Below are 13,144 nucleotides of genomic sequence, written 5' to 3' on the forward strand. Positions count from 1 at the left end.
GGGGCGCCGCGAGAACCTCGCCGGCTACCTCTTCATGTCCCCGTGGATCGCCGGCTTCCTGCTGCTGACCGCGGGGCCCATGGTCGCCTCGCTCTACTTCGCGTTCACCGACTACAACCTCTTCGACAGCCCGAAGTGGATCGGCTTCGACAACTTCACCCGGATGTTCGACGACCCCCGGTGGCAGAAGTCGGTCGAGGTGACGGCGAAGTACGTCGTCATCGGCACCCCGCTGAAACTGCTGCTCGCCCTCGGCGTCGCCATGCTGCTCGCCCAGAGCCGCCGCGGCCAGGCCCTGTACCGGGCCGCCTTCTACGCCCCCTCGCTCATCGGCGCGAGCGTCTCGATCGGCTTCGTCTGGCGGTCGCTCTTCTCCGACGGCGCCGTAGTGGACCGTACGCAGAACCTGTTCGGCTCCCATGTCGGAGGCTGGGTCGGTGACCCCGACTGGATCCTCTACTCCCTGGTCGCGCTCACCGTCTGGCAGTTCGGCGCGCCGATGGTGATCTTCCTCGCCGGGCTCAAGCAGGTGCCGAGGGAGCTGTACGAAGCAGCCGCGATGGACGGGGCCGGGCCCTTCCGCCGGTTCTGGAACATCACGCTGCCGATGATCTCGCCCGTGCTGTTCTTCAACGTGCTGCTGGAGACCATCCACTCCTTCCAGATCTTCGGCTCGGCGTACGTCGTCTCGAACTCCCAGTGCGGACCGGCCGACGCCACGCTCGTCTACACCTGTTACCTCTACCAACAGGGCTTCAAGAACGCCCAGATGGGCTTCGCGTCCGCGATGGCCTGGATGCTGCTGCTCGCCGTGGCGCTCGTGACGGCCGTCCTCTTCTGGTCGCAGAAGAAGTGGGTGCACTACGAGGAGGACGCGCGATGAGCCGCCCGATGAGTGTCACCACCGCCGCGAAGTCGCCCGGCCTGGGACGCAGGCGCACCGGCTCGCTCGTCTGGCACGTCGGAGCGCTGGCCGTCCTCGCCGTCGTCCTCTACCCGGTCGTCTGGGTGATCGGCGCCTCGTTCAAGCCGAGCAAGGACGTCATCAACAGCCTGCAACTGTTCCCCGGGCACCCGATCCTCGCCAACTTCAAGGGCCTGGCCAAGGGCATCGCCGACATCTCGATCTGGACCTTCTTCCAGAACTCCCTCTTCTACGCCCTCGGTTCGGTCGTCGGCATCCTCATCTCCTGCTCCCTGACCGCCTACGCCTTCGCCCGCATCCGGTTCGCCGGCCGCAACCTGCTCTTCTCGCTGATGATCGGCACGCTCCTGCTGCCGTACCACGTGTTGCTGATCCCGCAGTACGTGATGTTCCAGAAGCTCCAACTGGTCAACACCTACGTTCCGTTGCTGCTCGGCAAGTACCTGGCGACCGAGGCCTTCTTCGTCTTCCTCATGGTGCAGTTCATGCGCAACCTGCCGAAGGAACTGGACGAGGCCGCCCGGCTCGACGGCTGTGGACATCTGCGCATCTACTGGTCGATCGTGCTGCCGCTGTGCCGGCCCGCGCTCATCACCAGCGCGATCTTCACCTTCATCAACGCCTGGAACGACTTCATGGGCCCGCTGATCTACCTCAATGAGCCAGGCAAGTACACCGTCTCCCTCGGCCTGATGATGTTCCGCGACTCCGACGGCGTGGCCGCGAACTACGGCGGCATGATCGCCATGTCCCTCGTCGCGCTGCTGCCGGTCCTGCTGTTCTTCCTCGCTTTCCAGCGGTACCTGATCGACGGTATGGCGACCTCCGGACTGAAGGGCTGAGACGGTGGCCGAAGCACGCGTGAAGGCACACAGGGAGTCGGTCCTCGCCGAGCGGTTCGGGGTCTTCGCCGAATGTCTGCTCACCGGGGTGTGGATAGCCGTCGCATCGGCGGGAGTTGTCACGTATCCCGCCGCATTCGCCGCCGGGTCGCGGCACTTGAGGCGTCGGACGGGTCATGTGGGCGGCGGCTGGCGGGAGTTCGTCGCTGACTTCCGGGCCGCTGTGCGCGGGGGGTGGGTCGTCGGAATCGCTGGGTGGGGCGCGGTGGCCGTCGTATGGGTGGACGTCCAGGCCGTGCGCGCCGGGCTGCCCGGTGGGCAACTAGTCGGGGCCGCCGGGGTGTTCGCGTTGCTCGGGATCGTCGTCGCCGGGATGCGCGCGGCGGCGGTCTGGTCGCCGGGGGACACCTGGCGGGCGCTCCTCGCCGACGCCGGACGCCGTACGGTGCTCGACCCGGCCGGTTCCTTCCTGCTGGTCGGCGGGCTGGTCCTCGTCGGCTGTTCCGCCCTGCTCATCGCACCGTTGGCGGTCCCCGTGCTGGGAGCCGTCGCCGCGGCGGCCGTCGCGGTGGAGGAGCGGTACCGGCACCGCTGACGGGCGGGCGGTGCCCCGCACCAGGTCGGCGTGTTCCCGGCGTCGTACCTCTATATGTCATGCCCCTGACCAGTCGGACTTGAAGAAAGCTTCCCGCACGGAAAGGAAAGCCATGTCTCCCATTCCCCGCAGGTCCCTGCTCAAGGCGGCGGCCGTCGCCGGAGCCGCCGCGCAGTTCAGCTGGGCGCTGGGCGCGAAGGATGCCCAGGCCGCGCCGAGAGCCGCGGCGGCCGACGGCGATCCGGTGACCCTCGACTGGCTGGAGGACGGCGGTCTCGGCGCCGCGCCCGGTTCGACGGTCGGGGTGCCGTGGCCGATGGGCACCTACCAGGAGGACCAGACCTTCGCGCTGACGGACGCCGAGGGTACGGCTGTGCCCGTGCAGTCCTGGCCGATCGCGTACTGGCCCGACGGATCGCTCAAGTGGACGGCGCACGCGGTGAGTTCGGGCTCCGGCAAGCTCACCCTCGCCGCCGGGGACACGGCCGCCCCCGACAAGAAGGTCACCGTCGACAAGAGGGGCGGCACCATCGACGTGTCGACCGGGGTCATCACCGCGAGGATCGGCAAGAACGGCTCCACTCTCATCAAGTCGGTCACCCGTGGGTCGACGGAGATCGCCAAGAACGGCCGACTCGTGCTGATCCGGCAGCCCGAGATCGAGGACGAGGACCAGGGCTCCGTGAAGACCGAGCGCTTCGACGGAGTGATCGGCGAGGTCACCGTCGAGCAGGACGGCCCGGTCCGCGCCGTCATCCGCATCGACGGCAAACACCGCAAGGGCGGCCGGAGTTGGCTGCCGTTCTCGATCCGCCTCTACTTCTACGCGGGCGCCGACTCCTTCCGCATGGTGCACACGATCACCTTCGACGGCACGGTGGAACCGGGTAAGGCCGCCGGCGACTTCATCCGCGGCCTCGGCGTCCGCTTCACCGTGCCGATGCGTGACCAGGCCTACGACCGCCACATCCGCATCGGCGGCGAGGGAACAGGCCTGCTGCGCGAGGCAGTTCAGGGAATCACCGGGCTGCGCCGCGACCCGGGCGCCACCGTCCAGGCGGCACAGTACGCGGGCCGGAAGCTGGCCGACCCGTCCACCTGGGACCAGCGCGTCACGAGCCGCCTCCAGTACATCCCCAAGTGGGGCGACTACACCCTCTCCCAGCTCTCCGCCGACGGCTTCACCCTGCGCAAGCGCACCACGAAGGGCTACGGCTGGATCCCCGCCGGCGGTGGCGGACACGCCTCCGGGTTCGGGTACGTCGGCGGGGCGAGCGGCGGATTCTCCTTCGGGCTGCGGGACTTCTGGGAGAAGTTCCCCGCGCAACTCGACATCCGCGACGCCCACACCGACGCGGCCGAGGTCACCCTCTGGCTCTGGTCGCCCGAGGCCCAGCCGATGGACCTGCGCTTCTATCACGACGGTATGGGCCAGGACACGTACGCCAAGCAGCTCCAAGGCCTTGAAATCACCTACGAGGACTACGAACCCGAGTTCGGCACCCCGCACGGAATCGCCCGCACCTCCGAACTCCTCTTCTGGGCCAACGAGTTCACCACGACACCCGAGACCCTCGCCCAACAGGTCGAAGCGGTAAGGGTGTTGCCCCAACTCGCCGCCCCGCCAAGCCAACTCGTCAAGTGCAAGGTCTTCGGCCCCGGTCTCTACTCCGAACCCGACCGCTCCACCACCGCCAAGGCGAAGATCGAGGACCACCTCGACTTCCTCTTCACCTACTACAAGGACCAGGTGGCGCAACGCCGTTGGTACGGCTTCTGGGACTACGGCGACTTCATGCACTCCTACGACACCGTGCGCCACCAATGGCGGTACGACGTCGGCGGCTACGCCTGGGACAACTCCGAGCTGTCGCCCGACATCTGGCTCTGGTTCGCGTACATCCGCTCGGGCCGCTCGGACATCTTCCGCTTCGCCGAGGCGCTCACCCGGCACACCGGCGAGGTCGACGTCTACCACCTCGGCGAATGGGCCGGCCTGGGCACCCGGCACGGCATCCAGCACTACGCCGACAGCGCAAAGCAGCAGCGCATCGCCAACACCACCTACCGGCGCTACTACTACTTCCTCACCGCCGACGAACGCGTCGGCGACCTCATGGCCGCCAACGTCGACTCCGACGAGACCTTCCTCGTCCTCGACCCCATCCGCAAGATCCGCACCGAGCCGTACACACCCGACCGGCACGCCCTGTCGATCGGATTCGGCACGGACTGGAGCGGGTTGGTGTCGGCGTGGCTCACCGAGTGGGAGCGCAGGGGTCCCAAGTGGGAGAAGGCCAAGGCGCGTGTCCTGTCGACCATGGAGACGATCGCCGCCCAGCCCAACGGCTTCGTGCAGGGGAGCGGGCTGTACGACCTCGACACCGGGAAGTTCGCCGTCGCCTCCGCGCCCGTGGTCTCCGTCTCGCACCTCTCGGCCGTCTTCGGCCTCAACGAGCTCTGCGCGGAGCTGATTTACCTGGTCGACATGCCCAAGTTCAAGGAGGTGTACATGGATTACTGCCGCTACTTCAACGCCTCCAAGACCGAACAGGCGGCACGCTACGGCTCCAACTTCGGCACCCTGCTGCTCTTCCAGGGCCACTCACGCCTCGACGCCTACGCCGCCGTACAACTCGACGACGCGGCGCTCGCCAAGCGGGCGTGGACCAAGTTCTACGGTTCCGACGGCTACATGGAGTCGTCCCCGTGGAAGACGGAGCCGCTGACCGGCCCGGTGACGCTTGTCCCGGGCGGCGAGGCCGCGTGGGTGTCCTCGAACGACACCGCGCTGTACGGCCTCGCCGCCATCGAGAACCTGGCGCTGCTCGGCGACAAGATGCCCTAGCGCAGGGCTAGTTCATCTTGCCCAGAACGTCCCGCACCCGGCGGGCGTCCCGGATCCGCTGCTCGTACGTCGCGCCGAGTGCGAGCAGCAGGAGTCCGGCGAGGGCGGGCGGCGCCCAGCGGGGGAGGGCACCGACGACCTGGGCGATGTACGGGGCGAGTTCGTGCAGCGTGTCCAGCACGAGGGTGCCGCCGCCGAGGACGAGCGGTGCCTGGAGACGGTGCCTCGCGCCGATCAGCGTGACGGCCAGCGCGGCCGTGCCCAGCAGCAGCGGGCGCGTCCAGTGCGCGTCGGCCCAGGCCGCGAGGAGGCTCGGCGCGAGCGTGGCGGCGAGCCCGGGGCCGTACGCCGTCCAGGACGAGACGCTCGGCTCGCGGCGCCTGCGCAACGCGCCCACCAGCAGCGCCGGGACGGTCACCGCCACCGTGTACGCCTCGGGGCTGCCGACGTCCCACGCGGACAGCCGCACCCAGGCGGCCAGGACGAACAGGGCGGCGGCCGCGTAGCCGACGCTCCTGCGCTCGGGCCGTAGCGCCGTGCCCGCCGCGATCACTCCGCACAGGGACAACACCAGTGCCAGCACGGGGAGTTCGTCGGCCGCGAGGCCGATCGCCAGCACGCTCGCGACGGCGCCCGAGACCTCGACCACCACCGTCGTGACCGGATCGTCGAGGCGCGCGGCGAGCAACGCGGCCGTCACCGGTACGGCGAGCACCAGCAACGCGGTGTGCTGAGGCTGCCAGTCGAGGGCCGCACCCACCGCGCAGGCGAGGGCAGTTGCGTACCCCAGGGAGAAGCCGGCGGAGACCGGCGCGAGACGCCCGCGCCAGGCCGCACCCGCCAACAGGGCGGCCAGCGAGGCGAGTACGGCGAGCGTGGCCGGTTCGGAGGCCAGCGAGAGGGCGGCGAGGTCGAGCGATGTGAACAGGGCGAGGGCTGTGGCGACGCGATGCGCGCGGGAGAGCAGGGCCACGACGATCAGTCCCTGCACCAACAGGCCCATGCAGTACGGCAGTTGCAGTGCGATCGGGACGACCATCGCCGTGACCCACGCCAGGGTCAGCGCGGCGGCCAGGGCCCGTGGCCGCCACGCGGCGCTGCGGACCGCGAGGGCCAGCACCGCGGCGACCGCGACGAGCACCAGGGGAGCCGTGGCCTCGTGCGCCGGCCACGGGATGTCCACCGCCGTCGCGGCACGCGCGTCGTCCGGCGCGCCGGACCAGATGCGGGACACCCACGCGACCGGGCCGAACAGGGTGGTGACCACGACCGGCAGCGTCCACAGCAGAGCGATCCCCTGTACGGCGGCGGAGGCACACCCGAGACCGTGGCGCACCGGCTCGGGCAGCGAGCCCCGGACGAGCGCCAACAGGCCGATCCCGCACGCCAGATAGCCCAGGACCGCCCACTCGTAGGGCAGCGGAACGCGCAGCACGCCACCGAGCGCCGCGACCACGAGCAGGCCGCCCGTCGTGGCCGCACCCGTCCGCAGTCCCGGGCCCGGGACGAGCCACGCGGCGGCGAACACGCCCGCCGCCGCGAGAACCAGGAGCGCCGTCGCACGGGCGGCGGCGCCCGGACCGGCCGCGGACAAGGAGATCAGCCCGGCCGCCGGCACACCCCAGCCGCCCATGCCGAACGCACCGCCGACAGCGACGAGACGAACGGCCTTCGAGGAGACCCGGAGCGCGGTCACCATGTCGATCACGGCGGTCACCAGCACCGCGGCCGTGATCGTGTGGAGGCCCCCACCGGCCGCGATCACCCAGAGAATCAGGGGGAGTTGAGCGAGTACGAGCGCGGCGGGGAGGGGGAGGCGGAGGGCCGGTGAGGCGGGCGTGGAGACCGGGTTCGGGAGCGCCGCCATACCGATGCCGTACGCCGCCCACAGCGCGGCCAGCAGGGTCGTCGCCGCTGCCGCGAACGTCACGCCGTCCCCGTCCGGGAACGCGACCTCGTGCAGCGCGTAGGCGTCCAGCACCGTCAGCACGAGACCGAGGCCCGCGAGCGACTCGGCCGTGGAACGCAGACCCCGCCGCAGCAGCGCGACGGGCGCGCCGAGCGCCGCCAGGGTCACCGCGCCGAGCACCAGCGCCCGGCCCGCGATCCCCATGCTCCCCCAACTGACCAGCGTGAACGCGATCGCGGCGAGGGTGAGCAGGATGGCGCCGAGCAGGAGCAGCACGTTCTGCACGCTCGGTGCGGTGGCCTCACGCCGGGGCGGTGCGGCGGTCGGCGGCGTCACCGGCGCGGGCCAGGCCGGCTGGAGCACGGTCAGCAGCCAGGCGCGCCGGTGCAGCAACTGCGCGCGGCGGGCGTCCAGTTGGTGCAGCTCGGCGTCCAGGATCCGCAACTCGACGGCCGGAGGCGGGATGTGGGTCATGTCTCGGAGTGTGCTGGCCGTCACGCCGTAGGACATGAGCGCACGTACTCAAAACATACTCAGATACGGGGAGACGGACCCCTGACCGGGCAGACTCCCGCCATGGACTGGACCCATTACCGCTTCCGCGCCCGGTGGTCCCTGCCCGCGCCGCCCGCCGCCGTGTACCCGGTCCTGGAGCGGGCCGAGGACTATCCCCGCTGGTGGCCGCAGGTGCGCGAGGTCGACCGGATCGACGACACGACCGGCGTCATCCGCATCCGCGCGAGCCTGCCGTACGTCCTGACCTTCACCGCGCGCGAAGTGCGGCGCGACCCGGGCGCCGGGGTCCTGGAGATCGCGATGACCGGTGATCTGGTGGGCTGGGCGCGGTGGACGCTGACGGCCGAGGGTTCCGGCACGCTCGCCCACTACGACCAGGAGGTCGACCTGAACCGGCCGTCGCTCAGGCGGTTCGCGGCACCCGGGCGGCCGGTGTTCCGCCTCAACCACGCCCTGATGATGCGGGCCGGACGGCGCGGGCTGCTCGCGTACCTGAAAGCGGTTTGACGGAAGCGGTTTGAAGGAAACCGGCGGGGGCCTGTATTGTTCGGTGCGTTCCCGGGCGATTAGCTCAGTGGGAGAGCGCTTCGTTCACACCGAAGAGGTCACTGGTTCGAACCCAGTATCGCCCACCGGGAAAGGCCGGTCCGCAGCAGCGGACCGGCTTTTTTGTGCGCCGAGGTGGCGACGCCTGTGCGGTTATGCGGCCTCCGCCGTCAGGTCCGGGCGCAGTGGCCACGACTGGTCCACCGACTCCGGGGTGCCGCTGCGCGCGAACCACGCCTGGAGGCCTCGGGCCTGGGCCGCGTGCCAAGTCGACTGCAGGGTGTGCAGTTCGGCGGGGGACAGGCGTTCCAGGCGGGTCGCGAAGCGGCGGCCCAGGGCTCGGATCAGCTCCAGGGAGGCCAGTGCGTCCGCGCCCGCGTCGTGTGCGCCCTCCAGCGTGACGCCGTAGTGCGCGCACAGGTCGGTGAGGGTGCGGCGGCCCTTGCGGTAGCGGTCCAGGTGTTTGTCCAGGACCCGGGGGTCCAGGACCTGTAGGGGCGTCGACTCGAACCAGTGGTCCAGCGAGCACGCGCGGTGGCGGCGCAGTTCGCGGTCCAGCAGGGTCAGGTCGAACGGTGCGTTCATGACCACCAACGGGCGTCCCATCGCGGCCTGTTCGGCCAGCTCGTCGGCTATCTCGTGCATCACCGGCGCAGGCCAGCGGCCGTTGCGCTGAAGATGCTCATCCGTCAGTCCATGGATCGCCGTCGCCCCGGCGGGCACCGGCACCCCCGGGTTCACCAGCCACCGGGTCACCCGGGGCCGGGTACCGGGGGCGTCCTGGACGACGACGGCGGCCGACACGATCCGGTCGGTCTCCACATCCACGCCCGTGGTCTCCGTGTCGAACGCGGCCAACGGGCCCTCGTACCAGCACGTCATACGTACACAACTCCTCGTTCACCCACGGCAGCTGACGCACCGTCTTCTGCCTGTTTGGTGATACCCGGGCTGTTTGCGCCGTACGCCGGAAGGAGACAACAGGAGTACGGGTCTTTGCAGTTCAGCGACCCGGCACAGGGATACACCTGAACTTGGAAGGCTGTTGGCCATGGTGATAGCGCAGCCCGAGCGGGGCGGGCTGCTGCCCGAACGGACGGCACCCCATCGCGGATCGCTCGCCACCACCGCCTGCATGGAGACTTTGCAGGTGGGCTATCTGCACGCCGTCGCCGCCGCGGCCGGCTGCTCGCTGTCGCAACCCTTTCCGGACAACGGCATCGACTGGCACGTCAGTCACGGCTCGCCCGGGCACACGGTGGACGACGAGGTCACGATAAAAGTGCAGCTCAAGTGCACTTATCAGATCCCGCCGAATCCGCCGGGACGTTCCTTCTCCTTCACGCTCGACAACGACCATCTGCGCAAGCTCGCCCGCACACCGGTCTCGGTGCACAAGATCCTGGTCGTGATGCTCGTCCCGCGTTCCCAGGACGACTGGCTGCGCGCCAGCCACGACCGGCTCGACCTGCGGCACTGCTGCTACTGGGTCAACCTCGCCGGTCACGCGATCACCGGCAGGACCCGGACCACCGTGCGCATACCGACCTCGCGCATCTTCGACGACCGGGCGCTGTGCGAGATCATGACGCGGGTCGGGACGGGAGGCAGGCCATGAGGCACCGTTCGGTCGAGGAACACCTGCGGGCGGTACGGCCGCATCCCGACGACCAGGCCGACACGTCGTGGGACCGCGCCCCCGAAGCCGACAAGGTCGACCCCGCCGTCCTCGGCGCCCTGCTGCGCCGGCACGGCTGGCAGCGGCGCGGCGGCGCCGCCGGACGGTACGGCCGCTGGACCCCACCCGGGCCCGGCGGCTCGGGCACCAGCCTGCTGGTCCCCGAGAGCCGGGCCTTCCCCGACAGCGACGACCTCCTCGGCGAGGCGCTCATCGCACTCGCCCGCAGCAACACCCCCTCCGCCCGCGAGGTCCTCGTCGGCCTCGCCGTACCGAGCGACGAGATCCGCTGGTGGCGCGACATCCCGACCGGACCGGCAGGCGCCGCGCCCTGGACTGTGGAAGAGCAACTCCGCGCCGCCGCCCGCCAGATGCTGCTCGCCGCCGCACTCGCCACACGCGCGCGTGCGGGCTACTACGGCGCCCGCCACCGCCGCCCCGCCGCCGCGTCCCTGGAGCACGTCCTCGTCGGCTCCGCACCCGGCGGCCGTCAGCTCACGGCGTTCGTCCCCGTCGACACCGGCCGCGCCCTCGCCGTACGCCTCCACCAGGCCCTGTACGCCACCCGCGAGGCGATCGACTACGAGCGGGCGACCGGCGGCATGGACGCCTTCGACGGGGCCGTCGAGGCGGGCGTCAGCCGTGAGTTGACCGAGGCCGTCGTCGTGCTGGTGCGTGGCACCGAGGGCGCCCGGATCGCCGTCGAGTGGGCGCCCGCCGCGGGTGTCCCCGAGGGCTGCGCCGCCCCCGTCGAGGCCGTCGAGTTCTCGCCCGGCGACCTGCCCGTGCTGCGCGCGGCCGGGGCCCGCTACCTGCGCGAGGAACCGGCCATGCCCGTGCGCATCACCGGCTCGGTGGTGCGGATGCGCAGGTCGGGGCCGCGCGGCGAGGGCACTGTACGGATGCAGGTGATCGCCGGCGCCGAGGTCGGGCACGTTCGCATGACCCTGGACGAGGAGTCGTACCGGATAGCCGGGCACGCCCATCTCGTCGGACTCCCGGTGCGGGTGCACGGCCGGCTGGAGAGCCGGGGCGGCTTCCGTCGGCTCACCGGCGCCTCCGGGGTCGTACCCGTGCAGGTGGACGAGGCGGAGCGGGACCGGCTGATGAAGTCGATCCAGGGGCACGGGGAGGGCACTGCCTTCTTCGAGGAGGCGTGCAGCGGGGAGGACTGAGGGAGCGCGGGGGAGAGGGGCCGGGGGCTGGTGGCAACCGTTTCGCGGTGGGCCCCTTAGGGTCGGTACGATCCCCTATTGCGCGCGCTCACGGTATGGCGCCGCATCCACCCTGCAGTCAGGAGAGACCGGTGTCAGACGTCCGTGTGATCATCCAACGCGATTCCGAGCGGGAAGAGCGCACGGTGACGACGGGCACGACAGCCGCCGAGCTCTTCGCCGGCGAGCGCTCGATCATCGCCGCCCGCGTGGCCGGGGAGCTCAAGGACCTGGCGTACGTCGTCGCCGAGGGCGACGCGGTCGAGCCCGTCGAGATCTCCTCCACCGACGGCCTGAACATCCTGCGCCACTCCACCGCGCACGTCATGGCGCAGGCCGTACAGGAGCTGTTCCCCGAGGCCAAGCTGGGCATCGGCCCGCCGGTCAAGGACGGCTTCTACTACGACTTCGACGTCGAGCGGCCGTTCACGCCCGAGGATCTCAAGGCCATCGAGAAGAAGATGCAGGAGATCCAGAAGCGCGGGCAGCGCTTCTCCCGCCGCGTGGTCACCGACGAGGACGCGCGCGAGGAGCTGGCGAACGAGCCGTACAAGCTCGAACTGATCGGCATCAAGGGCTCCGCCTCGACCGACGACGGCGCGGACGTCGAGGTCGGCGGCGGCGAGCTGACGATCTACGACAACCTCGACGCCAAGACCGGCGACCTGTGCTGGAAGGACCTCTGCCGCGGTCCGCACCTGCCGACCACGCGCAACATCCCGGCGTTCAAGCTGATGCGCAACGCGGCCGCCTACTGGCGCGGCAGCGAGAAGAACCCCATGCTCCAGCGCATCTACGGCACCGCCTGGCCCTCCAAGGAGGAGCTGAAGGCGCACCTCGACTTCCTGATCGAGGCCGAGAAGCGCGACCACCGCAAGCTGGGCAGCGAGCTGGACCTCTTCTCCATCCCGGAGCAGATCGGCTCGGGCCTGGCCGTCTTCCACCCCAAGGGCGGTGTCGTCCGCCGGGTCATGGAGGACTACTCGCGGCGCCGTCACGAGGAGGAGGGCTACGAGTTCGTCTACACCCCGCACGCGACGAAGGGGAAGCTCTTCGAGACGTCCGGGCACCTGGACTGGTACGCCGACGGCATGTACCCGCCCATGCAGCTCGACGAGGGCGTGGACTACTACCTCAAGCCCATGAACTGCCCGATGCACAACCTGATCTTCGACGCGCGCGGCCGCTCCTACCGTGAACTGCCGCTGCGGCTCTTCGAGTTCGGGACCGTGTACCGGTACGAGAAGTCGGGCGTCGTGCACGGTCTGACCCGCGCGCGCGGCTTCACGCAGGACGACGCGCACATCTACTGCACGCGCGAGCAGATGGCCGACGAGCTGGACAAGACGCTCACCTTCGTCCTCAACCTGCTGCGGGACTACGGCCTGAACGACTTCTACCTGGAGCTGTCCACCAAGGACCCGGAGAAGTTCGTCGGCTCGGACGAGGTCTGGGAAGAGGCCACCGAGACGCTGCGACAGGTCGCCGAGAAGCAGGGGCTGCCGCTCGTTCCCGACCCGGGTGGCGCCGCGTTCTACGGTCCGAAGATCTCCGTCCAGACGAAGGACGCGATCGGCCGGACCTGGCAGATGTCCACCGTCCAGCTGGACTTCAACCTGCCGGAGCGGTTCGACCTGGAGTACACCGGGCCGGACGGTTCCAAGCAGCGGCCGGTCATGATCCACCGGGCGCTGTTCGGGTCCATCGAGCGGTTCTTCGCGGTGCTCCTTGAGCACTACGCGGGTGCGTTCCCGGCGTGGCTGGCGCCCGTGCAGGCGGTCGGTATCCCGATCGGGGACGGGCACGTGGAGTACCTGGAGAAGTTCGCCGTAGCGGCGAAGAAGAAGGGGCTGCGCGTCGAGGTCGACTCCTCCTCGGACCGGATGCAGAAGAAGATCCGCAACGCGCAGAAGCAGAAGGTGCCCTTCATGGTCATCGTCGGCGACGAGGACATGAACGGCGGCACGGTGTCCTTCCGTTACCGCGACGGCTCGCAGGAGAACGGCATCGCGTTCGACGCGGCCATCGCGAAGATCGAGCAGGTCGTGGCGGAGCGGGCGCAGGTCTGACC

10 protein-coding genes and 1 tRNA gene are annotated in these 13,144 nt (G+C 70.0%); 9 read left to right on the forward strand and 2 right to left on the reverse strand.

Features of this window, described 5'->3' with window-relative positions:
- The 4 genes from ACFWP5_RS33885 to ACFWP5_RS33900 all read left to right on the forward strand — a co-directional run.
- A partial coding sequence (locus ACFWP5_RS33885; RefSeq protein ID WP_384165391.1) for a carbohydrate ABC transporter permease occupies positions 1-883 on the forward strand: 883 nt, incomplete at its 5' end.
- An 8-nt stretch (positions 884-891) separates the two neighbouring features.
- Entirely contained in the window at positions 892-1,767 is an 876-nt protein-coding gene (locus ACFWP5_RS33890; protein WP_384165480.1) for a carbohydrate ABC transporter permease, read from the forward strand.
- Between the two features lie 4 nt (positions 1,768-1,771).
- Positions 1,772-2,362, forward strand: a complete 591-nt coding sequence (locus ACFWP5_RS33895) for a hypothetical protein (RefSeq protein ID WP_384165394.1) — start codon at positions 1,772-1,774, stop codon at positions 2,360-2,362.
- A gap of 112 nt (positions 2,363-2,474) precedes the next feature.
- Positions 2,475-5,210 carry a Tat pathway signal sequence domain protein gene (locus ACFWP5_RS33900; protein WP_384165397.1) on the forward strand — a complete coding sequence of 912 codons (2,736 nt, stop codon included), beginning with the start codon at positions 2,475-2,477 and terminating at the stop codon, positions 5,208-5,210.
- Between the two features lie 7 nt (positions 5,211-5,217).
- Here ACFWP5_RS33900 and ACFWP5_RS33905 read toward each other — a convergent pair whose 3' ends face one another.
- Positions 5,218-7,629, reverse strand: coding sequence for an SCO7613 C-terminal domain-containing membrane protein (locus ACFWP5_RS33905; RefSeq protein WP_384165400.1), 2,412 nt, complete (start codon positions 7,627-7,629; stop codon positions 5,218-5,220).
- A 66-nt stretch (positions 7,630-7,695) separates the two neighbouring features.
- On the opposite strand from ACFWP5_RS33905, the gene ACFWP5_RS33910 reads away from it, so the two are divergent.
- Complete coding sequence (locus ACFWP5_RS33910; RefSeq protein WP_384165403.1) at positions 7,696-8,142, forward strand: SRPBCC family protein; 447 nt, start codon at positions 7,696-7,698, stop codon at positions 8,140-8,142.
- 53 nt (positions 8,143-8,195) lie between these two features.
- A tRNA-Val gene (locus ACFWP5_RS33915) sits at positions 8,196-8,267 on the forward strand.
- A 67-nt stretch (positions 8,268-8,334) separates the two neighbouring features.
- Here the strand turns inward: ACFWP5_RS33915 and ACFWP5_RS33920 are convergent.
- Positions 8,335-9,063 carry a 3'-5' exonuclease gene (locus ACFWP5_RS33920; protein WP_384165406.1) on the reverse strand — a complete coding sequence of 243 codons (729 nt, stop codon included), beginning with the start codon at positions 9,061-9,063 and terminating at the stop codon, positions 8,335-8,337.
- Positions 9,064-9,232: 169 nt separating this feature from the next.
- Between ACFWP5_RS33920 and ACFWP5_RS33925 the strand changes: the two genes are divergently transcribed.
- From ACFWP5_RS33925 to thrS, 3 genes are all read left to right on the forward strand, one after another.
- Positions 9,233-9,799, forward strand: coding sequence for a DUF4365 domain-containing protein (locus tag ACFWP5_RS33925; protein ID WP_200689140.1), 567 nt, complete (start codon positions 9,233-9,235; stop codon positions 9,797-9,799).
- Positions 9,796-11,034: a hypothetical protein gene (locus ACFWP5_RS33930; RefSeq protein ID WP_384165409.1), complete on the forward strand. Its 1,239-nt coding sequence runs from the start codon at positions 9,796-9,798 to the stop codon at positions 11,032-11,034. The genes ACFWP5_RS33925 and ACFWP5_RS33930 overlap by 4 nt, the downstream gene beginning before the upstream one ends.
- A gap of 131 nt (positions 11,035-11,165) precedes the next feature.
- On the forward strand, positions 11,166-13,142 hold the full coding sequence (gene thrS / locus ACFWP5_RS33935) for a threonine--tRNA ligase (protein ID WP_384165413.1): 1,977 nt from the start codon (positions 11,166-11,168) through the stop codon (positions 13,140-13,142).
- Positions 13,143-13,144: the final 2 nt, after the last annotated feature.

It is taken from the genome of Streptomyces sp. NPDC058469 (assembly GCF_042721125.1).
In the GTDB taxonomy this organism is placed as follows: Bacteria; Actinomycetota; Actinomycetes; order Streptomycetales; family Streptomycetaceae; genus Streptomyces.